Source organism: Legionella genomosp. 1, from assembly GCF_900640215.1.
GTDB classification, from domain to species: Bacteria; Pseudomonadota; Gammaproteobacteria; order Legionellales; family Legionellaceae; genus Legionella_C; species Legionella_C quinlivanii_A.
In genome coordinates, this window is sequence record NZ_CAAAJH010000003.1 from 1 (window position 1) to 25,257 (window position 25,257).

Sequence of the window (25,257 nt, forward strand, 5' to 3'; positions counted from 1 at the left end):
TAGCCTGGTTGGCGCCTCGCGACAACCGGGTTTTGTAACTTGAGCAGCATGAAAACCCGGTTGTCGCGAGGCGCCAACCAGGCTACTCACTTTGATTCAATAGCAGTGAGGGAGAAGTTGGCTATTAATCCAGGCCCAGCTTTTTCAGGCGGTAACGTAATGTTCTGAAACTAATTCCCAGCAGTTTCGCAGCAGCGGTGCGGTTCCATTTGGTTTTTTCCAGTGCCTTCAATATCATTTCTTTTTGTTGTTCATGCAATGTATTGTCCAAATCCTGATAGCTGGCCGGCGTTTCCTTTTTAACAGGAGGAAGTTCTGCCTGCGGCAAATTTAAATCGCCTACATGAATGGTATCACCTTCGCACAAAGCCATCGCTCTCTCAAGAATGTTCTCAAGCTCTCTGACATTTCCCGGGAATTGATAGGTTTGTAATGCCGTAATTGCCGGTTTGCTTATCTCAATAGGTCGTTGCTTATGGCCAAGGGCAATTTTCTTTAAAATATGGCTGGCTAACAAAGGAATATCATCGAGTCGCTCTCTTAAAGGCGGCACTCTTAATTCGATAACATTCACCCGGTAATAAAGATCCTGGCGAAAGCGACCTGCGTGAATTTCTTCATGGAGACTTTTATGGCTTGCGCTTAAAATACGGACATCAACTGGCACTTCATTGTAATCACCAATAGGTTTAATGGCTTTTTCCTGGATAGCGCGTAATAACTTCACCTGCATTGGCAAAGGCAACTCGGCGATTTCATCCAAAAAGAGAGTTCCTCCATTGGCGGCAACAAACAAGCCGGTTTTATCAGCAATCGCACCCGTAAAGCTTCCTTTTCTGTGCCCAAAAAATTCTGACTCCATCAATTCAGCAGGAATAGCCCCACAATTCACTGCGATAAACGGTTTTTCAGCTCTCGGTCCCTGATGATGAATCAGCTGAGCGACTAATTCCTTCCCGACTCCCGACTCGCCCAAAATAAACACGGGAGCCTGACTGCGAGCCAATTTGTTGATATTTTGCCGTAATTCTTCAATGGCGTCACTTTCACCGATAATCTGATCCCGAGGGAAAATGGCGTTCTCTTTCTGAATACTAAGGGCAGTTTTCACCAGATCCTTTAACATCTGCAGATTAATTGGCTTGGAAATATAATCAAACGCGCCGGCTTTCAATGTGTTGACAGCCCCCTCCACATTTCCGTAAGCCGTAATGACGGCAATAGGAGTATGCGGTTTGTGTTGCTGAACAAAATGAACAATATCAATACCCTCTCCGTCTGGAAGACGCATATCGGAAAGAATCAGTGAATAATCATGCTGTTTGATGCGTGTGATTGCCTCCTCATAACTTCCAGCTGTATCGCAGGATAATTGCATTCGACTCAGAGTGAGGCTCAACAGTTCGCGAATATCGGGTTCATCATCAATTATCAGAATGGTTGTTTTATTCATCATGAAAACCTGCTGTTTGATTCATTGTTATTATAAATATTGCCCCTTTCTCAGCCTGTGAAAGTGTTAATCGGGCATTGTTCATTTCGCAAAGATCCCTGGCCAGATAAAGCCCCATCCCCAGGCCGGTTCTTGTGGTACTAAAAAAGGGTTCAAACACCTCATGCTTTAATGACAGTGGAATACCTACTCCTGTATCGGAAATAATCATCTCTGTGTGACCTGCGTTGATAATGACCTGGATTACAATGTTCACCTGACCTGATTTTTCTTTCCCATGTTTAATTGAGTTATCACAAAGAATAATAAGAATTTGTTCCAATTGGCTTTTGTCAAAATAGATTAAAGCGCCTGGCGTTAAAATTAATGTGATTGAACAAGGATGAGACGCCATAAAATCGTTACGAAACTCTTCTAAAAACTTCTTTAAATCAAATGACTGCGGTTTTGAGGGTTCCCCTCTCGACATTTGCAGCACATTTTTTATTGCCTGATTCATACGATTGCAATTGTTAATAATTAATTGTTTTAACCGACTGTCGTCTTCATTAAGACTGTTCCCTTCCCCCATTAACTGAACCGCATGAGAAATTGCCCCAAGCGGGTTTCGCAGCTCGTGGGCAATACTGGCAGAGAGCCTTCCAAGGGAAGCGAGCTTTAATTGCTGTGCCTGTTGAGTAATCAGGGAGAGATCTTCCAAAAAAATTAAAATGGCTGTTTTAGGATTACAATTCACCGCTAGAAAATTGGCTTTTAACGGCGGTTCTTCCAGCATCGTTTCCCAGGATTTTTTTCCAGCCCCCATCTGCTCTGAAAAAAACATCATCTTGTCATACAACTCGGTAGAAATTTCTGGCAAAAGCAACAAATGGTCCTGTTTATTTTTATTAAAGAACATTCTCGCTGCCGTATTGATTAATTCTATCTCGGAGTTTTCATTAATGTAAATGATTCCTGAATGCAGGCGTTCGACAATGTATTCATTAATTTGCTGAATACTTTCAAGTTTTCTGCCCCGACTCTGGGCAATGGTTTCGGTTAACTGCACGCGATGGGCAAGATACCAGGCCGTTAGTGCGGTGGCAAATAACCCAGCTCCATGTACACCGCTATTGAAGATATCAGTGGTACTGCTATCGAGAAAGATATACTCAAGAATGTGAATACCAAGTAATGTTGTGCTTGCAATTGCCGCGAAAAATATCGCCAGACGTCCTGGAACCATCATGCTTAACATAGCAACATTGACATTGAGCAGGATTCCCAGGCTACTGCCAATCTTGCTAAATGCGTTGATGAGCAGTGATAGCATCACAATATCAATAACGCCGCCGATCAGAACCTGGGTTTTGAATGCAACTCTTTTCTGATGGTGTAGATGAAAAAAACAAATGGCAAAGATAAGATATAGCGCCAGTGTGCTCAAATACAACAACAAGCTGTATTCAAGCCTGGACTTCAGATAAACAGCCAATAATATGAACAGCAGGATGCACACAATCCGAAGACAATTGTAAACTCCAAGTACCTGCCACTGGCGAAAATCCGCTTTGTTTTGCACTCCATTGCCCTCTTATTATGCAGGCTAACTACCCATGATCTCCCCTCCCACCGCCTCTGGGTCCAGGTAGGTTTGAAGGCTCCTCCGGTTGTGCGCTGGAGGGATTTCTACCCCCTCTGGTGAAAAATCCCCCCAAACGCGCCATTACCCCTGTTCGCGCGGGAGCGGCAGCTGCTACAGGTTGCGGAACTTGCCTGTTGGGATTTAAAGCCTGAAATCGTTGAATCCCCAATTCAGCCGCTTTAGCAAATAATTCTTCAACGCCATGATTATCCCGGGCACTGGTTTCGATAAAAGTACAGCCTTTCTCGACAGCAAATTCTGTAATAGGAGTCGAGTTTGCGTTTGGCATGTCACCCATGGTACCGGCAAAAATAACAGGAATGGCAGGATCAAACCACCGCCTTAGGGATGCATATTCATCCTTTGCTTCTTGCAAACTGTTAGGGTCGGTCAGATTTGCCGTTATGATAAAGACTTTGGCATACCTGCCCCATCCAGTATTCGCGTAAAGGCGGCTTCGCATATCCCCCATGTCCTTGAATGTGCTCAAAGCTCTTACGCCTGCATCATTTTGATAAGCCTGGGTATATATGAAAGTCTGATCTTCTACGTGTGCGTCTGAATAACTATTGTTAAAATAACGTTGCAGCAAACTTGTTTTCCCACTATTTCGTGAACCGATTATTATAACAGGTATACGCTCATCGTTATTAGTAATCAGAGAACGATCGATACGGCCAACAGTAATTATATTTTGATTGTTGTTCCGAATTTGATTGTATATTGCTTTTAATTCATCATCAAAACTGGCTTCCGTATTATTTGGAAGCTGATGTATATTTCCTTTCGCCAAATTAATCAGCGCTTCTATCGCGCCACGCTTTGAACTCCATGAGGAACTCGCTGCACTTAATAATTCGAGCCTTGCAATGACTTTCTGATTCTCTATAAGAGAACGCATTTGATCAGCCATTTGCTGAGGAAGCTGCTCTAATTTGTCTTCAAAAGTATCTATAACGTGCTCGGGTGATCTTTCAAGCATTTTTTTGAGACAGTCATTACCCAGATTACCAAGAAAAGCGCCTAGCTTGGTTTTATCAATTAAAGGCCACAATGCTTCCAGAGCACTAAAGTCTGCATCTTCACAGTTCTCAAGTACTGGGCCAATTTTAATAGTATCCCGTTCTCTTCGATCAATATTAATATTACGTATTAATGGGATTAATGGGGCATAGGACTTCTTAATCGTTTCTTTAAAATACGGCTTAGCGAGAAAACTGTTAACGATCGCGACTTTGGCCTTAGTGCTTAAATGATGAGTATCTTCATCCTCCCCACTCAGTAAATTAATTAAAGCGGCAGTGTTGGGAACCAGTTGTGAAAGTTTGGTATCGCCTAATTGCTGCAAATAGACGATTTTATCCGCATCCGCCAATTGCCAAAGTGCAATTCTTAATGCTTTGGCATCCTGAATACTGTCCAATGGCGGGCAAACACTGTCTACAGTTTGATGGAACTCAGGAAATATATTGGCAGGCAGCAAACGATTTTCATTGGCGGCTCTATCTGCGATTCGTAAAGTAATGCCAAGACCTGGATATTTTTCTATCAGGCCACTTATGATTTCGGCTCGGGATTTTGGATTACCATCCAGTTGCGCAAATAGTCGGGCATTCCCTGCAATTCCTGTAGTACTATCCGGTTGATAGAATATTTTTTCCTCCAGGAGCTTTGTAAAACCATCTTCTTTTTCTTTAAGTTTGTCTTCCAGTCTGGTTTTTTGATCATCTGTCGCGCCCTGTTGAATTCGCCTTACAAACTCTGGAGTCCATTCCTTTAACTCCGCTTCCCTCTCCCTTTTAATAGTGCTTAACTCAGTAGCATTCACCTCGACACAATACTCAGTACTCTGAACCTCTCCGTTGGCTCTCACCCCCGGATTTTTCATACGATTCCAGATTGTTCCGACAGTATCCCGATACTGAGGTACCGTCATAGCAAACAATCGGGTTTGCTCGTCATTTGTCAATTTATCCAGAAACTCTGCAAACTCAATAATTCCTTCATTCGCATCAGCCCCGGCAATGTATTCCTGTCCGCCACGGCCCCCATGAGCTCCACCGTAACGCAACTTTTCGATGAAGCGGTTAATGTAGCCATACATTGTCTGATCGGATTTAATATAATCTCGCAGTTCCTGAGCCGCCTCATGAAACGCTGTAGCCGCGGGAGAATGCTTAATAACTCTTTCGCGCTCACTTTCAGTCAGCGGTTTTGATTGTCCCTCTTCCAAAGTAGTATGCTTAAGCACACCGTCCTCTTTTGCAAAAGAGAGACAATCGGCCACCATAATGATACGCGGATTGTTTACATCATCGCTAAGTACAAATTGCCAGGGCTTCAAGTCATATAAATCCTGGCCAGACATTTGCTCTGAAAGGTCAAGATTAGACATCAATAGTTTAACCGCGGGTTGCTTAACAATGGGGGATAGCCTTTCTGCAAGCAGCCAGCATATCTGTTTCATCGGCGAGTGAGGGTTTAAACAATAAGCCAGATCAGTTTGCTGAACACGTTTCCAGCGATTTTCCAGGAAATTGATAAAGGGTTGGCATTCTTCTGTCGTTAACTCTTTATCCGATTTGACCGCCATTTCTATTAATGCATTCAATTCTTCGTAAGATTGCAGTAGCTCAATTCGCTCGAGCTCATTTTTCCAGCCCAGGCGTTCTCGGCTGATCATTTTTTGTAATGCCTGTAGCTCTTGCCCTATCGTTTTCATACCCGCCATAATGAATCCCACGAAATCATTTTATATAAATTATAAACATAAATAATAACTTTACTACTTTTTGTTTTTAAATTGGGAACTTTCTCTATACTCATAGGTATTTACCCCCCCTGGGCCCACTGCCATTAAGTTAAGGAATTATGTCATTCCCGCGAAAGGCGGGAATCCATTCATCAGTCGGCATTGTAGCTAGCTCAGAGATGGAATCCCCGCCTTTCGCGGGGATGACAGTTTTATGAGGATTAGCGGTACGGAGGAAGAATGTTTTTGGCTAGTAGCCAGTATATTATTCTGCGGGTTTGGTTTCTCTGATTGCGGCATAGTCTTTGGCTGCAAGCGCCTGTCGTTGATTGAGCTGTTCTTCGACTTTGGCAGTCCATTCCTTATGGCTGTCATCTGCGTTATTAACACATTCAATCAGCTCGGAACCCATTCCGGAACCATAGGAAAAAAGGAGTAAGCGGCTGTTAGGGGGGGTATGAGCCAAGGCATAGGCAAACATAATCCACAGGCTGGCAGTATAGGCATTGCCACAGCGCTGATTCCAGGCCATGAACGGATTTACACGCTGTTCATAGAGATCGTTGGTTTGCGCAGAATCCAGACCTAAACTCTCTCCTACCGCATTAAATGCCTTATAGACCATTTTTGGAAAAGGAACATGGAAACATAAGGCACTGTATCGATTTAAAAAATCCACGGGACTCTCGTCTTTAACCATTTTTTTATAGCAGGAAACAGCCGCCTGTTTATAACATTCCCTTAGTATATTTTTCTGCTTCAACACCGCGTAACCTGGCTAATTCATTCAGATGCATATAAAAGGGGGGAAAGCTTATTCCCAGACTGGTTATTCCTACACTTGAACTCATTTTGTTATGACCTGCGCATAAACAACGTTGTACAAATATAGCCCATGTTCTTATAAAAAACCTTCCCGGAGCTGGTATTTAATTACAATTTATTCAGAGGCCTTATCCTTCATGACGTCTGCAAGCGAACAATTTTTACTTATCGCTTCTGCCACCCAGCTTCCTACCTGATGATGCGCTTCACGGAAAGGTGTCCCCTGCATCACTAGTGTTTCTAAAACCGCTGTGGCGTTCAGATAACCTGAATGTGCTTTTTCCTGCATTAATTGAATATTGAATTGCAGGCTTTCCAAAAATGGGGTGATGACATCCAGACATGCTATAGCTGTGTTACAGGTATCAAATAGTGCCTCCTTATCCTCCTGCATATCCTTGTTATAACTAAGGGGCAAAGCCTTCATTAGTGTCAGCATTCCCATAAGATGGCCAAAGACACGTCCGGATTTACCGCGAATTAACTCAGGTATGTCCGGATTTTTCTTGTTAGGCATGAGTGATGAACCTGTAGCAAAGGCATCGTCAAGGATTACAAAATTAAATTCCTGGGTTGCCCAAAGAATCAAATCTTCACTCATTCGAGATAAATGCATCATCAAAATACTGACCAGACTACATAACTCAATCACAAAATCACGATCGCTTACTGCATCCAGAGTATTGGCAATCACCCCATCAAAACCCAGCTGGTTCGCCGTCCAGGCTCGATCAAGCGGTAAACTGCTTCCGGCAAGCGCCCCCGCTCCCAGCGGGGAATAGTTCATTCTTGAGCGCCAATCGGATAACCGGGTCAGATCGCGTTCAAACATTCCCTTATAGGCTGCAAAATACTGGCCGAGCTTTACCGGCTGCGCTTGCTGCAAATGGGTATAACCTGGCATCCAGTCGCCATCGTGCTTATCTGCCAACCCCTGCAAACGAGCTATCAGCTTCTCAAGCAGTAATTTGATATGCTGTCCGGCATCCCGTGCGTACAATCTTAAATCCAGGGCTACCTGATCATTACGGCTCCTGCCGGTATGAAGCTTTTTACCCGTTTCCCCAATTTTCTCAATCAGCAAATGCTCTATTAACATATGAATATCTTCATGGTTTTCAGTCAGGGAATGAATTCCCTGCCTGATTTCCTGTCGGATAGTCTGCAGTGCATTGCAAATCGTCTGTGCCTCTTCTTCAGTCAGCAGCCCTTGCCGGGCTAACATGCGCGCATGCACCTGACTGCCGGCGATATCCTGTTCATACAGAATATGGTCAAAATTCAGGGACGCGTTGAATTGGGCAGCCCGCGGATCCAGACTTTTTTTAAAGCGCCCGCCCCAGACCTTACTGGTCATTTTCAGCCTCCTTATGCACCAGGCCGTATACTTTGGCAGATAAAGAAAAGAGATTAATAAAACCTTCGGCATCTTTTTGGTTATAGACACTATCTGCCTCAAATGTCGCCAAAGCCGGGTTATGTAAACTAAAAGGAGACTCCATGCCAGAGGGGATAATATTGCCCTTGTAGAGCTTCAGATTCACTGTGCCGGTGATATGCTTTTGTGTGACCTCAATCAATGCGTCTAACGCTTCGCGGGCTTGTGAGAACCATCGTCCTTCATAGACCAGATTGGCATAGTGTTGTTGCAGGGATTGTTTAAGGTGCAAACAGCTTCGGTCCATACACAAACTTTCAAGCATTTTATGCGCTTTGTATAATACAGCGGCAGCTGGTGATTCATAAATCCCGCGGATTTTCATTCCAACCAGCCTGTTTTCAACCAGATCAGCAACTCCAATCCCATGTTCACCCGCTTTTTCGTTTAACTGCTGAAGCAGCTCCACAGGCTTTAACCGTTCGCCATTTAACCTAACCGGAATTCCATTTTCAAAATTGAGGCTAATCCATTCGGCCTGGTCAGGGGTATGCTCTATCGGAGCGGTCATCAGTAAGACATCATCTGGCATACTCGCAGCAGGATCTTCAAGTACTCCGCCCTCGTGAGAGATATACCAGGCATTATGATCACGGGAATAAGGCGCTTTTGGTGTGACCGGTACTTCAATTCCATGTTTCTGTGCGTATTCAATAGCCTGCTGTCGGGATTTTATTTCCCAATGCCTCCAAGGAGCGATAATTTCAAGATGGGGGGCTAATGCCTTGAAAGTAAACTCGAAGCGCACCTGATCATTTCCTTTACCAGTCGCTCCATGAGCCACTGCATCAGCCTGCTCCTGCAGAGCAACCTCCACCAGCTTTTGAGCGATCAGAGGGCGTGAAATGGTACCAAGAATGTATTGGTCTTCATAAAGCGCTCCGCATTGAACCAGTTTCCAAAGGAATTGAGTGACAAACTCCTCTTTCACATCCATCAGATAGGCTTTGCTCGCACCACTGGACAAGGCTTTTTCTTTTATTGCGCTTAAATTTTCCTGTTGCCCCAGGTCACAAATCACTGCGATGACCTCTGAATCGCGGTAATTTTCTTTTAACCAGGGAATCATAACCGAGGTGTCGAGCCCGCCTGAATAGGCCAGGATGATTTTTTTAATACGCTTTTCCATTTATTCTCCCTGGTAAAATTGCTTTAAAAACAATATTGGATTATCAATTGTGGCAGGCTGAATGTCGGCTTTCAACTCCCCTTCTTTCAGAAGAATAATCCGATCAGCGATGCCGGTTAAAAACTCTAAATCGTGTGAGGCGATTAGCATGCTTCCCTGCAATTGTTTAACGCTGCGTAACAATTGCGATACCTCACCGGTTTTTGCGGTGTCCAGACCCGAGGTCGGTTCATCGCATAATAAAAGATCAGGCTTCATCATCAGACTTCGAGCCAAAGCCACTCGCTGCTGTTGCCCACCTGACAGCTGTCGTGGATACGCATCCATTTTGTCAATAAGGCCTAATGCATTTAATAAATGTTCAGCTTTCGCATAATGATTTATCTTCGGCTGCTTTAAACAAGGGGCATAGACCATATTATTCAACACAGTCATATGCGGGAATAATTGAAAATCCTGAAACATAAACCCGGTTTTTCCACTCAGAGTAATAACGCCGGAATTGACAGGTTCGAGACCCTGAATACAGCGAAGCAAGGTAGATTTACCACTGCCGGATGGCCCGGCTAAACCGACTATCGTATTGGGCTCAATCTTAAAACTAAGCTGATTCAACACCGGCATCGATCCGAATTTTTTGGTGAGATTATGGATGTACAGCATAATGACCTCTTTTTTCCAGAATGCTCCCGGCCAGTTCAATCAACAACACCAATCCATAGTAATAGGCACCGGCAATACAAAGGGGCAGGAAATAAGTGAACTGTTCGGCAGCCACTGTTTGGGAACTCCTCATAAGATCCATTCCGCCAATCGTGGATATCAATGCAGTTTCTTTTAATAAAGCAATCACTTCATTGATCATTGCAGGCAGCGAATTGCGTAGAACCTGCGGTAAAATAATATCCTTCCACAAATAAAAGCCTTTTATCTCCAGGGTACTGGCAGCCTCAAACTGCCCTTTAGGCAAGCTTTCTATGCCAGCACGGAATAATTCGGCGAAATAGGCAGAACTATTTAATCCAAAAGCAATAATCCCTGCGATTAAAATATCAGGATGCAATCCAGTCAGAGCCGGCGTTGCAAAATAAATCAGGCTTAACTGCAAAATTAAAGGAGTTCCCCGCAATATCGAAATCATCCCTTTTACAGGGAAAGAGACAATTGATTGATAACGACAGATGGCCCAGAAAATCCCCAAAGCAAAACCTGTAATCACACCGCCAGCCAATAATTCCAGTGTCAGTGTGAAGCCATGCGCGATGAAAAAAAGCGCCTGATTAATATCTTGCATTATCGCTTCTCCAGCCACTTGGTCTGCAGCCTTGCAATCTCGCCTTTTGCCTCTAATTTACTTAATGCTTTATTGATATCAGCTGTTAATGGAGATCCCTTAGGCAGAGCCACTCCGTACCCCTGCCTGGACTGTCCCAGGGTGTGATAAGCAAGACCGGGATTTTTATTACTGAACACCAGGGCTTGTGCCGCATCCATGACGACCACATCCATGTAACCGCCCTTTAATGCTTCAATCGCCTGATTATTATTATCAAAGGCAGTGATCTCCTGCGATGGAAATTGCTTATGAACCCAGAGATCCATCACACTTCCCAGTTGCACCGCGATTTTCTTATTTTGCAGTTGCTCCGCTTTAATTACCGGCGTATCCACTTTATAAACAGCGGCCATTTCCTGAAAATAATAAGGTGTACTGAAATCAAAATTTTTCTGGCGAACTTTACTGATTGTCAACGTAGATATGGCAGCCTCATCCTTTCCAGAGGTTAAGGCAGGCAAGACCGAGCTAAACTGCATATTATGAATAACCGCTTTTTTTCCTAATTCAGCGGCAATTAAATGGGCCAGATCAATATCAAAGCCCTTAAGTTCGGACTGCTCTGCAAACTCAAAAGGTGGATAGTCAGCAGAGGTTGCAAAATGAATGCTGGAATTATCTTGTGGCTGACAACCTGATAACAGAAGCGCGACAGCAATTAGTTTTACAGGGAGTGTATATTTCATATTGACTACATATTCAAATATTATCCATTTTCGTAATTTATCTTCTTCACTGTTTATTTGTCAAGCAAAAATGGATATGATTTCACAAAATGTGGTTTTAAATTCAAGAGAGGGATTATGACTCATGACAACCAGCTGGATCATTTGATTTTAAGTATTGTTCAAATTCAGCCAATTGCAGAGCAGGCTGACCTGCAGAGCAGTTTGAAAGAGAAAGGATATAATATTCCACAAGCCACTCTATCGAGACGCCTGAAGAAGCTTAAAATTGCAAAAGTGGGTGGTTTTTATCAGCTCATTGAACCGCAGCAAGCATCTGGCTTGCCCATAGTCACGAACATTCAATACTCGGAGTACGGGCTTGTAGTTCTTCAGACGCACCCAGGAAATGCCAGCAGCCTTGCCTATTATCTGGATAGAAAATATGTGGCGTTTAATTCGCTTGAAAAGCCTTCGTCTGGTATTTTGGGAACGATTGCCGGGGATGACACCATTTTGCTGATTATTCGAGGTCCAGCTGATTTGGATGAAGTGAAACACCTGCTCAAAAAAGAATTCCCTTACATCTAGAAACGGCACCTTGTGTGATGGATTACCAGACCTCTGTCATTTTCGCGCGGCATTGTTGTGTCTTTGCGAGCGCCAGCGAAGCAAGCTCGTAACCCTGCTCAAGGTTTGATCTGGATTGCTTCACTTCGTTCGCAAAGACGACAGTTTAGTTGCATGGTTCTATTTCGTAACAATGCCTTTTGCGCTCAGGCTCTAAATCCATCAATCTGTGACGCTGTCCTGTTGAAACAAATCCGCCTATAGGGAATGATACAGTTCATGGGCTACATCAGTTAAAAAACTCACCCCATACGAGGACTGGCATTTTCCTTTGCATCCGCTTTTTGTTCGCTTTTCTCCTCAGCCATTTTACTAATCTCATCAATTAACCTGGCGGTGGTTGTTTTAACGCCAGCCCAGGCAAACATTCGAGTAAAAATACCCTGCCCTTTATTCAACAGTTCATAACGACTGATCATCCCTCCATTTTTATTCAGAGTATTCGTGGTTAAATCCTGATGCGACTTTAGATCGCGCAGAAGAGTCTGAAACGATGCCAGATCCTTGGATTTAGCCAGATTAACCACCAATTCATAGACAGCATCACTTTTATCAACTCTAAATGCGTGTATACGATCATCCTTAAACAGTGTTTCTGCATGCTTAACCAGATCTTTAAAGGCTTGACTATTTTTTATATCGTTCAGTCTGGTGTCAGTATATGAATAGAGAGTGGGCTGTCTGATAGCATTTTTCCAACGAACCGCATCATATTTAACTTGTTTCTCCTCTTTCATAAGAGGCTCTTTTTCAGAAGCCCCGCGCTCTTTCATTTCATTATCTTTCTTATCTTGAACAGCGGGGGTTTTCTCTTCAACTTTACCTTTTTTCTTTTCCTGTTCAGGTGAAGACTCAGGTGAACGATTAGCCGCTTGCTGTCTTAATTCCTGGATTGCTGCTTTCTGATCGGCCTGATGAACAAGACTGGGTTTATATCGCTGCTCAAGCTCTTTACGAGAAGTTAATTCATAAGCAAGAAGGTCTGCATGCGACTGCTTCAAACAAAGCTTGATAAAAACAGCGCCCTGTTTTAGCCCTTTCTCATTATTGGGAAAACTATATTCCCGCTTTCCATAATTTGAATCATAGTACTGCAATTTGATCTGCTTATCTTCATGAGTGATCCGTAAACCCATGGTATGCCCAGTGTGTTCCTTCGGGTGTATCGTAGTGAATTGCAAGCGATCTTTAGCGGGATTGGCCGCAATTTCCTGAATAATTTTTTCAGAAACTGATTTTTCATTCCCTTTAAACGCTTGTCTTTCTCGGCTCATTGCCTGATTTTGCAGCGCCGCATTTCTTTGTAAAGAGGTAATTTGTCCTATTATAGGTTTATCGGCATATTCTGATTTCTGGCCTCGGACTTCATTACGCAAAGTATTGTGAAATTTGTCCGTTGTTAACCACAATCCAGTGATTCCAAAGCACTCTCCTCCCTCATTCAAGGTTTCGCCCGGATCTCTGAAAATAAGTGCTTCTCCCTGATTGAACCATGCAGGGTTGATGATGAGAAAATCGGCAAATTTAGTCAGCATATTTCGTTTATCAGGCGGTTTTTTCAGCAGTGCATATCCCTCTTTGAATTCTATTTTATTATAAATTTCCTGGGCTCTATCCTTATCACGATTCGCTAAAATAGCCATCGATTTTGCCTGAAAGTTATCATTTAAATTACAGAGCATCGCGTAGTTTTTCAGACTGAGGTGGGAAACAAAGTAATAAAGCTCATCATCCGTCAGGTGAATTTGTGGATCGTTCAGATCACCTAGTGACTCAGCAATATCGAGGTAATCATTATCAGTAAAATCGAGCCAATATTTTTTATCAGCAAGGCGAACAAGATTAATGTAACGCCCTACACTAGTGGGCCCAAGCTCTTTCAATTTTTCCAATTCAGCTTCGCGAACCCTTCCATCCCCATCAGAGAAAATTTTGAGGAGCTGGTCTCCCTTTATTCTGTCCAGTGCTGCGACTATGACATGTGGCTTATCTTTATACTGTTGGCACGCAGCGAGGAACGCCGTTGTTGATGAGGCCTTATAAAGTTTCTTAGCTAAATCAGTAACATCGCCTTTATCTTTTTTGAGAGCTCCAGCATGCTTACTTAGCAATAACGAGGTCGAAACATTAGGTTTTTTGGATTTAGGCATCTTCGCTCACAATACAACCATTTAAGATAACTATAGGGCATAAAGATTAATAAATTATTATCTCCTTAGAGTTGTTAGCGCATTATTTAATCACAATGAAACTTTCATTGTGATGCAATCCTAAAGCGTATAATTCCTACTTATCAGGACCGTTTTTTTTGATTAGTATTAGATCGTATTTTTAAAGTTATCGAGCAAACTATGAATACCCTGTTTCATCTGGCATTTCCGGTCCATGATTTTGAATTAGCTAAATGGTTCTATCATCAGATGTTAGAGTTTGAACCCGGCCGCGAATCAGACCATGCGCTGATTTTCAATTTTGCATCGCATCAGATTGTGGCCCATAAAATGGAAGAGATTCAGCCTGAACAGGAAGGCATTTATCCAAGGCACTTCGGTTTGATTTTTCTGGAACTCGAAGAATTCAATCAATTTAAAGACAAGCTTTTGCAAAAAAAACTTCCATTTGCTATTCCAGTTAAAACGAGATTTGCAGGAACCAAAATTGAACATCTTTCATTTTTTCTGAAGGATCCCAGCAATAACCTGCTTGAGTTTAAACATTATATTCATCCATCTGCCATTTTTGCTGAACGTGATTTTCATGAAGTTGGAGAAAAAAATGATGCAATATAATCAAACTTATTGTACAATATGCAATCAGTTTAATTCGTAACGAGTGATAGATGACATTATCCAGAGAAGATAAAGTATGTTTTGAAAGCAAATTAGCTGCTGCCATTCAGGCGAATCCGCAATATTTTCCAGCCGTTAACAAGATGTCGGATAATATTTTACAATTACTAGATAGTCCTGAAAATCGTGCTTATATCCTTGAAAACAAGCTTTTCACAGATGATGTGATGGGTGAGCTGTTTAGCGATACTTATTATGGGACGCTCGATCAGTCTCTCGATTTTTGCCCAAGTCAGGAAGACATGCTGATGGCATTTTCACAGAGGCTATCCGAACGCCCTGTCAGGGATCTTCCAGCAGTGATGCATCTACACCAATTATTTTCCCAGAAATTCTATGACCAACTGCCTGAAAAAGTAGTCAGGCATAATGATGTAATCCGAAATATAGACCGGAGCAAATTGAGTATGTCTCAACGGGTTGCAATTATACTCGACTCCTATCCTCACGAAGTGACCCGTTTAAAGAATAAAGTTGCAAACCGAATTTTTAATAATGACTATTTTAAAATTCCCGCTCGTCAAAAAACGGGAAACACAGGTCAAATGACAGATAGTATTGGTGTTGCAAATCCTGAAAAATGCAGAATTCAGCAAAAAACCAAACCTCACCAGAATATTTTAGGTGTCTTTTTACCCACTAATTCAAAATGGCTTGAAGAAATAAACACACTTGAACAGCCTTTTTTAGCAGGCCCCTCAGGCCATACCGGCTCCTCGCTGTTAATGTCAGTCATGATTGGTAATTTAAGTGCAGATGAACTCAAGGAATATGTAACAGCAGTAATGGGATTACTGGTTGGTGGTGGATACCACCATGTTCATGAAGTCGGGGTTATTGCCAAGCGTATTGGAATCCCTTATCAAGCCAATCAACATTATTCCTATCTGCCTGAACACTTTCTTGAGACCGATGCTATGCGAGAATTAGCAGCCGAATTTCCACAGCTCCTGATTGATCAAAATCCACAGCCTGTCAGCAGCGACCCCTGGTATGAACCTTTAAAAAGCCGCTTGCTGGCCCTGGCAGATAATGTTGCAGATAAATTAGTGTATGGAGCGGCTGCTATTAATGAATTAGGAGGTTCTAAATTAATAGATCCAGGAACAAATCGATATTTTATGTTTAATAGCACTCAAACGGTTGCACTGGCTACAAATAGCACCGCTCAGATAAGTGGACACTCAGTGCCTGCTTTAGGTAAGTAAAATCGAACCTCATACCAGTTATCCGCGCATCGCGGGTAACTAAATTATCACTCTCAAGCGATTCTCTCTGCGATCGTCTAAGCTTATAGCGAAAAGGGATAGACTGCCTAATGGAGCGAATCATGAAATCGTCTGGTCTGCGTAAATTACTAATTATTCTGTTTTTCTGCTGTAGCCTTCCTGCTCATGCAGTAATTAAGGTGGGTACCGTATTTTTTTATCCCCCTTTTGTATTATCACTGAATGAAGGGTTTGATATCGAATTGATGCAATCACTGTGTCAGGGATTGAAAGAACAGTGCCAAATGATTCCAATGGATTTTAATAAATTATATACCTCACTGGATAAGGGCCAGATAGATCTTGCCATCGGCGGGATTGCCATTTCGCCATTAAGAAAAAATGATTATATTTTCAGCCTTCCCTATATGCTCAGCAAGGGACAGTTTCTAGTCATCCAGGGTTCTGGTATTAATAGCATGGAAGATTTAAAGGGTGCCGCCGTGGGAGTAATTAAGGGAGATCCCAAAGGGGGTGTTTTTTATAATTATCTTGAAAGTAATTTTGGAGACTTTTTTCAAATACAAACCTTTGATGACATCGAGGATATCATTACAGCGTTGGGCAATAAAACAATTAAAGCAGCATTTTTACATCATTCTACGGCAGTTTACTGGGAACAAAATGGGGGAAACCAGTTTCAGACATTTGGCAATATCATTCCCATTGGTGAAGGCTATGCCATCATGGCGCTCCCTGCAAATGCCGCTCTCATCCAGAGAATTAATGTGTTATTACAAGGTATGGAAAAAGATAATGCCTATTTAAATCTTTACAAAACTTATTTTGGAAATAATTGAGACAAAAGCAATGCCTGAGTAGAACGTTCGCAAATTACACCCGTTGGTCATTTCCGCTAAGGCGGAAATCTATTCATGATTTGGCACAGTGGCCTGTTTGAAATGGATTTCCGCCTGCGCGGAAATGACAGCTTCAATTCATGAGCAATTTATTTTGTGAAATATTCAATCTCAAAGGTTTAATTCTGAAAAACCAGCTCACACCCCTTCCAGCCAATCCAGAATAATTTGCTGCTCTCTTAAATTCATCAACGCAGGCGCATGCCCCGCATTTTCAACAGTCACCAATTGAATTTCCTGATGATAGCGTTTCATTTTTCTAATATGCTCTGGTAGCAGTAAATCGGAATGGTGCCCTCTGATGACCATCACCGGGCAGCGTACTTTCTCCCACACGCACCACATATCCACATCGAACAGGATCCCCTCAAGTGCTCTATGAGGGTGGTGAAAAAACTCTTTAATAAAATCAGTAAAATGCTTGGCATTTTTTATTTCAGGGTCATTTTTCATAATGTACTGATTATCAGCACGTTGTTTGATGCTACTGGCAGTCAGGCTATCCCAATCCTCTTCGCGATCAATACCAAAATCAGCGTAAATGGTTTTAAAATACGCTTTTGCCTCCCCATGATCTTTGAATACCGGACATTTACCAATGTACTTTGAAAGACGCCATAAAGCTTTTACAGGAACTTGTGGGCCTACATCATTCATAACCAGGCGATTAATTGGGCTGCGTGGCAATGCTGCCATCATCATACCGATAAGTCCTCCCATTGAGGTTCCAATGAGATCCACTTTCTCACAATCAATACGTGCAATCAGTGTATTAACATCACTCATATACTGGTTGAAATTATAATGTTTGGGATTTTTAAACCAGGTGCTGTCTCCTCTTCCTGCAATGTCAATTGAAAATACATGACGCTCATGCTCACTTAAAAAATTGGCCAGGGCTGTAAAATCACGACGGTTTCTGGCAAGACCGTGTATGCAGATAATGGGTGGAAAAGGCGAGCTGGCATTCCCCCACTCAGTATAATGTACTTCGTGAAAGCCTTCCCCAGTAAAGCCTGAAAAATAATGCTCTTTACTGATTGTCATTGCATTTCTCCTTCATTGGATACAGACTATTCACGGACACACCTGACCTTAATATAGCCAATTTTCATAAAAATTAACTAAAATTAAATATAAAGAATATAAAATTCTCAAAAGACCGTGCAATTTAAACTTATTGAGATGGAGTAATTATGGATATAAACAACATTCAGGGATGGCTGCGGCAAATCTTTCTTATTGGTTCACTCTTAGTCACCCAGGCCGTAATAGCTGATAATGAAGAGAAGCTAAATGAATGGGTGCTTACACCTCAAAGTCTTGGACCCGTTAAAATAGGAATGACTTTACAGGAAGCTGAAAAAGCGACTCAGAAAACATTTCTTAATTCAAAGCCCGAGGAAGATATGGGGGAAGACGAGACCTGTTTTAATACCAGTTTAAAAGGACTCGATGATATTTCTTTTATGATTTCAAAACAGAAAATTGTTCGCATTAACATCAATGGCGGCAGTATTAAAACAAATAAGGGAGCCGGTATTGGCGATACAGAAAGTGATGTGATGTCATTATATAAAAACAAAATACTTACTGAGCCGCATCGCTATGATGATAAAGGACATTATCTGACGTTTATTAAACACTCACAGCCTTATGCAATTCGTTTTGAAACTGATGGGCAGAAAGTGGTACGCATGTATGCCGGACAAACTCGTGAAGTGCATTATGTTGAAGATTGTTTGTAGTAATCATTTCATTTATTTATAATCCGCCAGCAAATAATTTGGGAAAGAAGAATGCGATGCATCCAGTTTTAAAGATAATTCAACAAGCAAAAGACGAGCAATGGCCTTTTCCTCAAACACTGAGCAGGCTTCGTGATGCAGGAGTGCTTTATTATCGCGTCACCTGGGAAGACGATTACAAAGCCGTCTTTCAATTAACTGATGATACCCGGATTGAAGAAAATCATCCTGAATTCAATACCGAAGTCGCTTCACATTATTCCGAGCAGGCTGCAAAAATAGCGCTGCATGAGCATCAGCAGGGGAAAACCACGTATCCGGAATGGCTTAATGATATGGCGAAAGCCGGAGTATGCGCTTATCGGGTTGATGCAAACGAGCGAACGGTTACCTATTTCGGCATTAATTCAGAAAACTATTTTGTTGAAGAAGTTCCTGGAGAATAAACCGATGCGCGCTGCGTTTGAAATGCTCAAAAAAGACATTCACCAAAACGCCAATCCTGAAGCAGCCCAAAAAATGGCGGCCTACATGCTGAACCAGTTTTCATTTATTGGATTGGCAGCGCCTTTACGCCGCCAATTGGCTCAGACATTTTTTAGAACCAGCATCAGCCAGCCATTAGATGAGCTCTTCAAGACTGTTGATGAGTTATGGAATTTGCCTCAGCGGGAGTTTCAGTATATTGCCATTGATTTAATGCAAAAAAATATAAAAAGACTTGGCCTTGATTATCTTCCGGTTTTGCTCAATTTAGCTGTCCAGAAATCTTGGTGGGACAGTGTGGATGGCTTGGCCTCTGTCTGTAATAAGATTTTAAGGCAAACAGAACAATCCGCTTACATTGACTGGCTTAAATCAGCAATTTGTTCCGACAATCATTGGATCCGGCGAATTGCTCTGCTCCATCAATTAGGCTGGAAAGAAAAAACGGATACTCATCTGCTTTTTTCATTTGCTTTACAAAATGGAAATGATGATAACTTTTTCATTCAAAAGGCAATTGGCTGGTCTCTTCGCGATTACGCAAAATACAATCCCGAAGCGGTTTATCAGTTTATTGATGATAATAAATTGCGTCTTGCCAAACTCTCCTGCCGAGAAGCATCCAAGCACCGAAAATAGCTGCGATTCTGTCTTTATTAATGTTATTTTGCATTCATCTCTTAACAATTTGTCATCAGAAACATCAAACTGTTTGTTTTGCTGTGCTAAATTTAGCATAATGATCGTTTTCTGAAAAAAGCAGCTATGATAAAAACTACTAGCGTTACGATAGATTTGCTTAAAGGATTAGTGCATGAAGCAGAATTAAACCAGGAAGGAAATACCGCCAATTACATCCCCGAGCTGGCGAACGTCAATAAAGATCTCACCGCCATTGCCGTTTATCCACTGGATGGTGAGCCCTGCTCTTATAGTAATATGGAGCTGGCACCTGTCACTCTGCAGAGTACTTCCAAGTTAATCCCATTGATTGGTCTTCTGGAAGAATTCGGACCCGAGCAATTATTTGACTGGGTAAAAGTGGAACCGTCTGGTGACGATTTCGCCTCAATTACCCGACTGGAACAGTTTGGACCCAAACCATCAAATCCCATGCTAAATGCTGGCGCCATTACGCTTTGCTCACATATTCCCGGGATTGGTGAACAACAATTTGCCTGGCTCGAACACTGGGTTCAGGTTCTGTTTAATCAGAGACTAACCATAAACCCCCTGGTATTTGCTTCAGAAAAACGAACAGGGAATCGCAATCGTTCTTTAGCTTTTCTATTGAAAAGCCGAAATAACCTGGGTTCAGATGTCAATGAAACCCTAGATTTATATTTTGCACTTTGCTCCTACGAGGCTCAATTGGAGCAAATGCTTTATTTACCTAGCATGCTGGCCAATGGCGGGCGAGATCCTATAACTAATGAACAGATTATTTCGGCAGAAACCTGCAAAATCACCCTGGCTATCATGGCCACCTGTGGTTTATATGATGAGACCGGAACGCACATGGTGCGAACCGGTATTCCGGCCAAAAGCGGGGTTTCAGGATATACTATTGCCTCTTTACCCGGGAAAGCGGGTATTGTGGTGCTGAGTCCGCGAGTTAACTCGAAGGGCAATAGCATTCGGGGAGAATTGATGCTCGAGGGTCTATCACGGGCCATGTCCTGGCATTTTGCTTTGGTTGGCTAGATCTCCTTGGAATCGAATCCTGAGGAGGGCTGATTTTTAAAGATAATCCCCTCTCCCAAGTTTGGGAGAGGGCTAGGGTGAGGGTTGGTTTTTAACCCCCTCTCTCTAACTCTCTCCCAGAGGGAGAGAGGATTTTTAAATTGTGCTATTTTAATTTTTCCAAATTCCCTAAAAACTTTCCCTGTCCCCAGCGCAGTTTTAATGATTTCAAAGTTTTCCATTGCTTCTCTGTTTCAATTTGAGTAGCAACTACCTGTATGTTTAGTGTCTTGGCCATTTCATTGAAATAGTAAAAAAAGAATTGCCTGGTTTGATTTTCATCAATATCATGAAACAAGCTGCCGTGTACTTTCAGATAGTCCAAAGGCAGCTGATTCAGATAGTGCATGGGTGAGAAATGAATTCCTACCTGATCCACTCCTAAGTGAATTCCGAGTTTCTGAACCGCTTTAGTAAAATTAATTGCCTCGACAAAGTGATTCAACACCACGGTTTCATTAAACTCAAGCTGAAGATTAGTCTTCTCAGCCGCTGGTATGGATTCCAGCATTTTGAGGTATTTATTCCTGGCTTCTGGCTCAATTACCGTATACGCCGTCAGATTTAAAGCAACCGGTTTATTTCTGAGGAGATGAATGTCTATAATCTTTTTTAAAACCGCTGTATCTATTTCTGCGGCCAGTTCGGAGTTATCGACAACAGGTAAAAAACGCCCTCCTCTAATCTCGATATTATTTACTTTAATTCGTAAAAATAACTCATGGTGAAACACAGTCTCCCCATCAGTGACTTCCTGCAGGTATACATTAAAACTTCCATTCTCAAGCGCAGCTCTAATCGCATCCTTATCCAGTGAAATAACCTCATTCTCCCGAATTGAAGCACTATAAGCAAAATGATTTTCTTTGGTTCTGGCCTGCAGTAAAATTTGATCGACCTCTTCCAGCAACGCTTTGACCGTCTGGTGCAGATAATAGGAAGTTGCCGCTACAAATACCTGACACTCAGGATAGAACTTTAAAGCCTGCTGAAGCCCGTTATTAAACTCTTCGCATTGATTCAGAAATCGCCCAAGTGATACTTCTTTCACAGTCAATGCAAAATTACTTCCATTAATTCGTGCAAGACTCACATTGGACAATCTACTCCAGAAATTGGAACATAGTTTGGCTACAGTCAAAAGAACCTTATCGCCCTCCTGAAACCCTTGTTTTTGGTTGGTCTGTTCAAGGCCTTCGATATTAATCAGCACCACAAAACCGGGGGTGAATTCTTCTTCATTTTCTAACAAAACGGACAGTTGCTGATGAAAATATCGATGGTTTCCAAGATTGGTCAAACCATCCTGAAAGGCCTGATGGCGCAAAATCTCCATCTGCTGCATCTGCTCCTGAAAAAGCATTTTAATGTGATTAACCATCTGATTCATAGCCAAGGTTAGATGCCTTAACTCAGTGGTTTTCGGGATGGTGGTTTCTACTGGAAACTCTCTCTGACAAATTGCCTCTGCCTGTTTTGTGACGCGTTTCAAAGGGCGCAATAGCCATCTCAGGAAAAGTACAGTCACTATCAAGGCAATACCTGCAAACACCAGATATAAGTAAACCAGACTTCGGGCATAACTCCATAGCGCATCTGAGGCATAGCTGCTATCACTGGTCACCAGCACTTCGCCGACCTGATTCCAGCCATTCATGACTAAAGCGGATTGCACCGATGAAGGCCATTGCGTCCATTCAATAAACCATTCCGGAGCGATACTTTGCCGTCTTGGGGCATAGCGGGACACTAATAATTTCCCTCGCATATCACGTACTTCAATCATAGAGAAATAACCGCGATCAAAAACTGCTTCAACCATAGGCAGCATTAAGGCCTTGTCTTTCTTCTGTAACGCATTACTCAGAGATAAACCGAGAGAAGTCGCTGTATCTTGAGCATTGCTATTCATTTGCTCAATAAAAAACTGACGACTGTTATTAATTGTGATGAAATATGTAACAACAAAAACGACGATGAACAGTCCTAAAACCACAGAAACCACTTTTTTTGTCAGGCTCATTGTTTATTACCCTTTATCATTCGCTGCAAGACAGAATGCCATTTACCAAGACGGCTTGAATCACCAACAGGAGTATCATGCCCGCGCTGTTTGGCCAGCCATAATCCCTTACCATTAAAACTGTACACCGGAATTAAATCTTTTCTGGAGGAAGCAGGTAGAATTTTTGCGTTCAGATTATCAAGAACCAGCGGCTCATCTTCAGGATTGGGATAGAACGTCAAAACCATATGGGCCTGATTAAGAGGAATTGATTTAACGTAGGTGATACGCAGGGATTCAACAGGAACCCCCATGGCCAGCAGTGTAAAATACTTGGCTATTGAAAAATCCTCACAGTCGCCGCCACCATCGATAACAAATTCATGCGGGGTTTTCCAATAATCAGCGGCACCCGCGAAGGCATCATCATTAATATAATTGAATTGATTGAAAAAATCGTTGGTTACATTCAGTTTTTTTGAGATAGTGGCGTTTTGATTTTGTATAATCAACTTTTCCCAGGCAATAAAGCGCTTTTTTACACTGCCGCTTGTTTTTTTCTGCTGCTCTTCAATGCTCAGTACAGAAACTAACAGCTTATTATCTATAACTGAGCTTAGCCCACAGACTGGAATACATAACAAAAAAAAGCCGGCTAAACAATTAACCGACTTTTGGAACTTGTTTAAACGTAACCAATCTGCATTGAACATGCGCGATTTCCTTTAGCCTTTCCATAGCGTTGCCCGCATTTTCCTTAAACTCAAAAGGCCCAACCAGAACACAATGACCTGTAGGTGTTGGTTTGATAAAGACATTAAAACCCTGGCTTTTAAGCCGATTATGCAGCGCTATCGCATTGGCCTGAGCAGTAAACTTGCCAGCATTCACATACCATATAGGCGCTGTGGCGGGAGTAGGTCTTGCCGTATTTTTATTAACAATAGCCGGGGTTAAGGGAGTAGTTTCCATATTTTTAACCGGTTGAGCCAATGCCAGCGCTTTTTCGCTGGTATCTGGATAAGGAACCCCATCCATTGATTGATCCAGCAGAATGTGAGTTTGCGCTGAACTAAACACATCATTATTTATCACATTTTGCGGTAATCGCATTTTCAGATAGCAAAGGAGAAGCCCCATTCCATTTAATATGCGGTATCGAGAATACACTTCTTCATTTTGTCCCCTGGCGTATTCAATCTGGGCCTCATAAAATTCATTTTGAGAATCCAGTAAATCCAGCAAAGTCCGCTTACCCACTTTGAACTGCTCTTGGTAGGCACTTCGGGTGCGCCGAGAAGCTACGACATGCTTTCTGAGCGGATTTAGACGAAGGCCTGATGCGGTCCAGGCATTCCAGGACAAACGAACGGATTCTCTCAGATCAATCAGGGCTTTGTTTTTGATCTCATAAGCTTCCTGGATTTCATAGGCGGTTAAGCGCACATTGGCCTCATCCGATCCGCCACGAAATAAGTTGTAATTCATTCTAATCGCAGCCACTCGATCATTATTAGGGCCAATCAGACCATCAAGATTGCGGTTTTTAGATGCGCTTAATACAAAATCAACTCGTGGGTAATAGGCTGCACGCGCTACTTCGTATTGAGATTTCGCCTCTTTGACATCGGCATAGCTTGACCGAATAGTGGGATGATTTTCAAGACCCTGCTCAATCGCCTTACCAAGATTTGGCGGCAAGTCACTGTTTTTGGGAACTCTTGGATAGAGCAGCCTTTCAGGCCACTTGCCTACCACTTTGGCATAATTAATTTTCACTTCACGCAGGTTGGCTTCCGCACTGATCACATTGGCCTCTGCAAGAGCAAGTCTCGCAGAAGCCTGGTCCAGCTCCGCTTCTCTTGAAAGACCAGCGTCGCTGCGTTCCTTGATCATACCAAAGACTGAACGATGCGCACGCAGATTAATTCGGGCATATCCTAACAGCTTTTCATGAAGAAGAACCTGAAGATAGCGATTAACAACATCCAGGGCCAAATCTTCAGCGACACCCTGCGTCTTGAGCTTTTGGGCCTGATAAAGATTCTCGTTACGCTTGACCTCGTTGACAATCCCACCGCCAGCGAAAAGATTCTGCTTCATTTCGATATAGGATTCTGTGCGATTCAAGGTACGCGCTCCGGGGCCGTCAATTGCCGCGGTAGTCGGGTTCTCACTCCACTCACGTCCAAAGCCGGCGTTTAAATCAACAGTTGGATAATAAGCACCTTTGGCTTTATCAATTCCCTGGCGCGCAGAGAGGCTTTTTGCTGTATTATATAAAACATCCGGGTTTGAAATCATTCCATGCTGTACTGCCTCATTAAGCGTGTCCGCCATCACTGGTGTTGTGATACATAATGTTGCTAATACAAGATATAATTTCATATCCCTGCCTTCCACTGGAGCCTTAAATAAAATAAGGTAAATCAAAGTGCTGGCAACA

At 42.5% G+C, this 25,257-nt stretch carries 22 protein-coding genes; 8 read left to right on the top strand and 14 right to left on the bottom strand.

From position 1 onward, the window contains the following. Positions 1–124: 124 nt before the first annotated feature. The 9 genes from E1O89_RS03855 to E1O89_RS03895 form a co-directional block, all read right to left on the bottom strand. Positions 125–1,453, bottom strand: coding sequence for a sigma-54-dependent transcriptional regulator (locus E1O89_RS03855; protein ID WP_133139215.1), 1,329 nt, complete (start codon positions 1,451–1,453; stop codon positions 125–127). After that, positions 1,446–3,014: a sensor histidine kinase gene (locus E1O89_RS03860; protein WP_133139030.1), complete on the bottom strand. Its 1,569-nt coding sequence runs from the start codon at positions 3,012–3,014 to the stop codon at positions 1,446–1,448. The genes E1O89_RS03855 and E1O89_RS03860 overlap by 8 nt, the downstream gene beginning before the upstream one ends. A gap of 28 nt (positions 3,015–3,042) precedes the next feature. Beyond that, positions 3,043–5,808, bottom strand: coding sequence for a hypothetical protein (locus E1O89_RS03865; protein ID WP_133139031.1), 2,766 nt, complete (start codon positions 5,806–5,808; stop codon positions 3,043–3,045). A gap of 286 nt (positions 5,809–6,094) precedes the next feature. After that, positions 6,095–6,595: a hydroxymethylglutaryl-CoA synthase gene (locus E1O89_RS03870; RefSeq protein ID WP_133139032.1), complete on the bottom strand. Its 501-nt coding sequence runs from the start codon at positions 6,593–6,595 to the stop codon at positions 6,095–6,097. 174 nt (positions 6,596–6,769) lie between these two features. Beyond that, entirely contained in the window at positions 6,770–8,011 is a 1,242-nt protein-coding gene (gene argH, locus E1O89_RS03875; protein WP_133139033.1) for an argininosuccinate lyase, read from the bottom strand. Then, complete coding sequence (locus E1O89_RS03880; RefSeq protein ID WP_133139034.1) at positions 8,001–9,221, bottom strand: argininosuccinate synthase; 1,221 nt, start codon at positions 9,219–9,221, stop codon at positions 8,001–8,003. The genes argH and E1O89_RS03880 overlap by 11 nt, the downstream gene beginning before the upstream one ends. Continuing rightward, positions 9,222–9,884 (bottom strand): amino acid ABC transporter ATP-binding protein, encoded by a 663-nt coding sequence (locus E1O89_RS03885; protein ID WP_133139035.1) that lies wholly within the window; start codon positions 9,882–9,884, stop codon positions 9,222–9,224. Beyond that, a complete protein-coding gene (locus tag E1O89_RS03890) occupies positions 9,868–10,515 on the bottom strand; it encodes an amino acid ABC transporter permease (RefSeq protein WP_133139036.1) in 648 nt (215 codons plus the stop codon). Before E1O89_RS03890 ends, E1O89_RS03885 begins: the two co-directional genes overlap by 17 nt. Then, entirely contained in the window at positions 10,515–11,243 is a 729-nt protein-coding gene (locus tag E1O89_RS03895; RefSeq protein ID WP_133139037.1) for a substrate-binding periplasmic protein, read from the bottom strand. Before E1O89_RS03895 ends, E1O89_RS03890 begins: the two co-directional genes overlap by 1 nt. Before the next feature lie 117 nt (positions 11,244–11,360). Here E1O89_RS03895 and E1O89_RS03900 point away from each other — a divergent pair, with 117 nt between their 5' ends. Beyond that, positions 11,361–11,813, top strand: coding sequence for an arginine repressor (locus tag E1O89_RS03900; protein WP_133139038.1), 453 nt, complete (start codon positions 11,361–11,363; stop codon positions 11,811–11,813). Positions 11,814–12,094: 281 nt separating this feature from the next. Here E1O89_RS03900 and E1O89_RS03905 read toward each other — a convergent pair whose 3' ends face one another. Further along, positions 12,095–14,002 carry a hypothetical protein gene (locus E1O89_RS03905; RefSeq protein WP_133139039.1) on the bottom strand — a complete coding sequence of 636 codons (1,908 nt, stop codon included), beginning with the start codon at positions 14,000–14,002 and terminating at the stop codon, positions 12,095–12,097. Between the two features lie 201 nt (positions 14,003–14,203). Between E1O89_RS03905 and E1O89_RS03910 the strand changes: the two genes are divergently transcribed. The 3 genes from E1O89_RS03910 to E1O89_RS03920 all read left to right on the top strand — a co-directional run bounded on the left by E1O89_RS03910 (position 14,204) and on the right by E1O89_RS03920 (position 16,769). Next, positions 14,204–14,641, top strand: coding sequence for a VOC family protein (locus E1O89_RS03910; protein WP_133139040.1), 438 nt, complete (start codon positions 14,204–14,206; stop codon positions 14,639–14,641). A gap of 50 nt (positions 14,642–14,691) precedes the next feature. Beyond that, complete coding sequence (locus E1O89_RS03915) at positions 14,692–15,909, top strand: hypothetical protein (protein WP_133139041.1); 1,218 nt, start codon at positions 14,692–14,694, stop codon at positions 15,907–15,909. Positions 15,910–16,031: 122 nt separating this feature from the next. Further along, positions 16,032–16,769, top strand: coding sequence for a transporter substrate-binding domain-containing protein (locus E1O89_RS03920; RefSeq protein ID WP_165483055.1), 738 nt, complete (start codon positions 16,032–16,034; stop codon positions 16,767–16,769). A gap of 198 nt (positions 16,770–16,967) precedes the next feature. Here E1O89_RS03920 and E1O89_RS03925 read toward each other — a convergent pair whose 3' ends face one another. Then, the gene (locus tag E1O89_RS03925) at positions 16,968–17,876 is read right to left on the bottom strand and encodes an alpha/beta fold hydrolase (protein WP_133139043.1); all 909 of its coding nucleotides are present in this window, start codon (positions 17,874–17,876) and stop codon (positions 16,968–16,970) included. A gap of 149 nt (positions 17,877–18,025) precedes the next feature. On the opposite strand from E1O89_RS03925, the gene E1O89_RS03930 reads away from it, so the two are divergent. The 4 genes from E1O89_RS03930 (at position 18,026) to glsA (ending at position 20,767) form a co-directional block, all read left to right on the top strand. Further along, positions 18,026–18,577 (top strand): hypothetical protein, encoded by a 552-nt coding sequence (locus E1O89_RS03930; protein WP_133139044.1) that lies wholly within the window; start codon positions 18,026–18,028, stop codon positions 18,575–18,577. A 56-nt stretch (positions 18,578–18,633) separates the two neighbouring features. After that, entirely contained in the window at positions 18,634–19,023 is a 390-nt protein-coding gene (locus E1O89_RS03935) for a DUF1398 family protein (protein WP_133139045.1), read from the top strand. A 4-nt stretch (positions 19,024–19,027) separates the two neighbouring features. Further along, a complete protein-coding gene (locus E1O89_RS03940) occupies positions 19,028–19,702 on the top strand; it encodes a DNA alkylation repair protein (protein WP_165483056.1) in 675 nt (224 codons plus the stop codon). Positions 19,703–19,828: 126 nt separating this feature from the next. After that, positions 19,829–20,767 (top strand): glutaminase A, encoded by a 939-nt coding sequence (gene glsA, locus E1O89_RS03945; RefSeq protein ID WP_410054756.1) that lies wholly within the window; start codon positions 19,829–19,831, stop codon positions 20,765–20,767. A 145-nt stretch (positions 20,768–20,912) separates the two neighbouring features. Here glsA and E1O89_RS03955 read toward each other — a convergent pair whose 3' ends face one another. The 3 genes from E1O89_RS03955 to E1O89_RS03965 are packed head-to-tail and all read right to left on the bottom strand — an operon-like array spanning position 20,913 to position 25,199. Further along, positions 20,913–22,829 carry an EAL domain-containing protein gene (locus E1O89_RS03955; RefSeq protein ID WP_133139048.1) on the bottom strand — a complete coding sequence of 639 codons (1,917 nt, stop codon included), beginning with the start codon at positions 22,827–22,829 and terminating at the stop codon, positions 20,913–20,915. Beyond that, positions 22,826–23,524 (bottom strand): transglutaminase-like cysteine peptidase, encoded by a 699-nt coding sequence (locus E1O89_RS03960; protein WP_133139049.1) that lies wholly within the window; start codon positions 23,522–23,524, stop codon positions 22,826–22,828. The genes E1O89_RS03955 and E1O89_RS03960 overlap by 4 nt, the downstream gene beginning before the upstream one ends. Continuing rightward, positions 23,475–25,199, bottom strand: coding sequence for a TolC family outer membrane protein (locus E1O89_RS03965; RefSeq protein ID WP_112219802.1), 1,725 nt, complete (start codon positions 25,197–25,199; stop codon positions 23,475–23,477). Before E1O89_RS03965 ends, E1O89_RS03960 begins: the two co-directional genes overlap by 50 nt. Positions 25,200–25,257: the final 58 nt, after the last annotated feature.

What these genes read in the sequence shown, in the direction of transcription:
- glsA (WP_410054756.1), top strand. Translation starts at nt 19,829, where the DNA reads ATGATAAAAACTACTAGCGTTACGATAGATTTGCTTAAAGGATTAGTG.
- E1O89_RS03890 (WP_133139036.1), bottom strand. Translation starts at nt 10,515, where the DNA reads ATGCAAGATATTAATCAGGCGCTTTTTTTCATCGCGCATGGCTTCACA.
- E1O89_RS03895 (WP_133139037.1), bottom strand. Translation starts at nt 11,243, where the DNA reads ATGAAATATACACTCCCTGTAAAACTAATTGCTGTCGCGCTTCTGTTA.
- E1O89_RS03865 (WP_133139031.1), bottom strand. Translation starts at nt 5,808, where the DNA reads ATGGCGGGTATGAAAACGATAGGGCAAGAGCTACAGGCATTACAAAAA.
- argH (WP_133139033.1), bottom strand. Translation starts at nt 8,011, where the DNA reads ATGACCAGTAAGGTCTGGGGCGGGCGCTTTAAAAAAAGTCTGGATCCG.
- E1O89_RS03900 (WP_133139038.1), top strand. Translation starts at nt 11,361, where the DNA reads ATGACTCATGACAACCAGCTGGATCATTTGATTTTAAGTATTGTTCAA.
- E1O89_RS03920 (WP_165483055.1), top strand. Translation starts at nt 16,032, where the DNA reads ATGAAATCGTCTGGTCTGCGTAAATTACTAATTATTCTGTTTTTCTGC.
- E1O89_RS03965 (WP_112219802.1), bottom strand. Translation starts at nt 25,199, where the DNA reads ATGAAATTATATCTTGTATTAGCAACATTATGTATCACAACACCAGTG.
- E1O89_RS03885 (WP_133139035.1), bottom strand. Translation starts at nt 9,884, where the DNA reads ATGCTGTACATCCATAATCTCACCAAAAAATTCGGATCGATGCCGGTG.
- E1O89_RS03910 (WP_133139040.1), top strand. Translation starts at nt 14,204, where the DNA reads ATGAATACCCTGTTTCATCTGGCATTTCCGGTCCATGATTTTGAATTA.
- E1O89_RS03940 (WP_165483056.1), top strand. Translation starts at nt 19,028, where the DNA reads ATGCGCGCTGCGTTTGAAATGCTCAAAAAAGACATTCACCAAAACGCC.
- E1O89_RS03930 (WP_133139044.1), top strand. Translation starts at nt 18,026, where the DNA reads ATGGATATAAACAACATTCAGGGATGGCTGCGGCAAATCTTTCTTATT.
- E1O89_RS03935 (WP_133139045.1), top strand. Translation starts at nt 18,634, where the DNA reads ATGCATCCAGTTTTAAAGATAATTCAACAAGCAAAAGACGAGCAATGG.
- E1O89_RS03955 (WP_133139048.1), bottom strand. Translation starts at nt 22,829, where the DNA reads ATGAGCCTGACAAAAAAAGTGGTTTCTGTGGTTTTAGGACTGTTCATC.
- E1O89_RS03880 (WP_133139034.1), bottom strand. Translation starts at nt 9,221, where the DNA reads ATGGAAAAGCGTATTAAAAAAATCATCCTGGCCTATTCAGGCGGGCTC.
- E1O89_RS03925 (WP_133139043.1), bottom strand. Translation starts at nt 17,876, where the DNA reads ATGACAATCAGTAAAGAGCATTATTTTTCAGGCTTTACTGGGGAAGGC.
- E1O89_RS03905 (WP_133139039.1), bottom strand. Translation starts at nt 14,002, where the DNA reads ATGCCTAAATCCAAAAAACCTAATGTTTCGACCTCGTTATTGCTAAGT.
- E1O89_RS03960 (WP_133139049.1), bottom strand. Translation starts at nt 23,524, where the DNA reads ATGTTCAATGCAGATTGGTTACGTTTAAACAAGTTCCAAAAGTCGGTT.
- E1O89_RS03915 (WP_133139041.1), top strand. Translation starts at nt 14,692, where the DNA reads ATGACATTATCCAGAGAAGATAAAGTATGTTTTGAAAGCAAATTAGCT.
- E1O89_RS03855 (WP_133139215.1), bottom strand. Translation starts at nt 1,453, where the DNA reads ATGAATAAAACAACCATTCTGATAATTGATGATGAACCCGATATTCGC.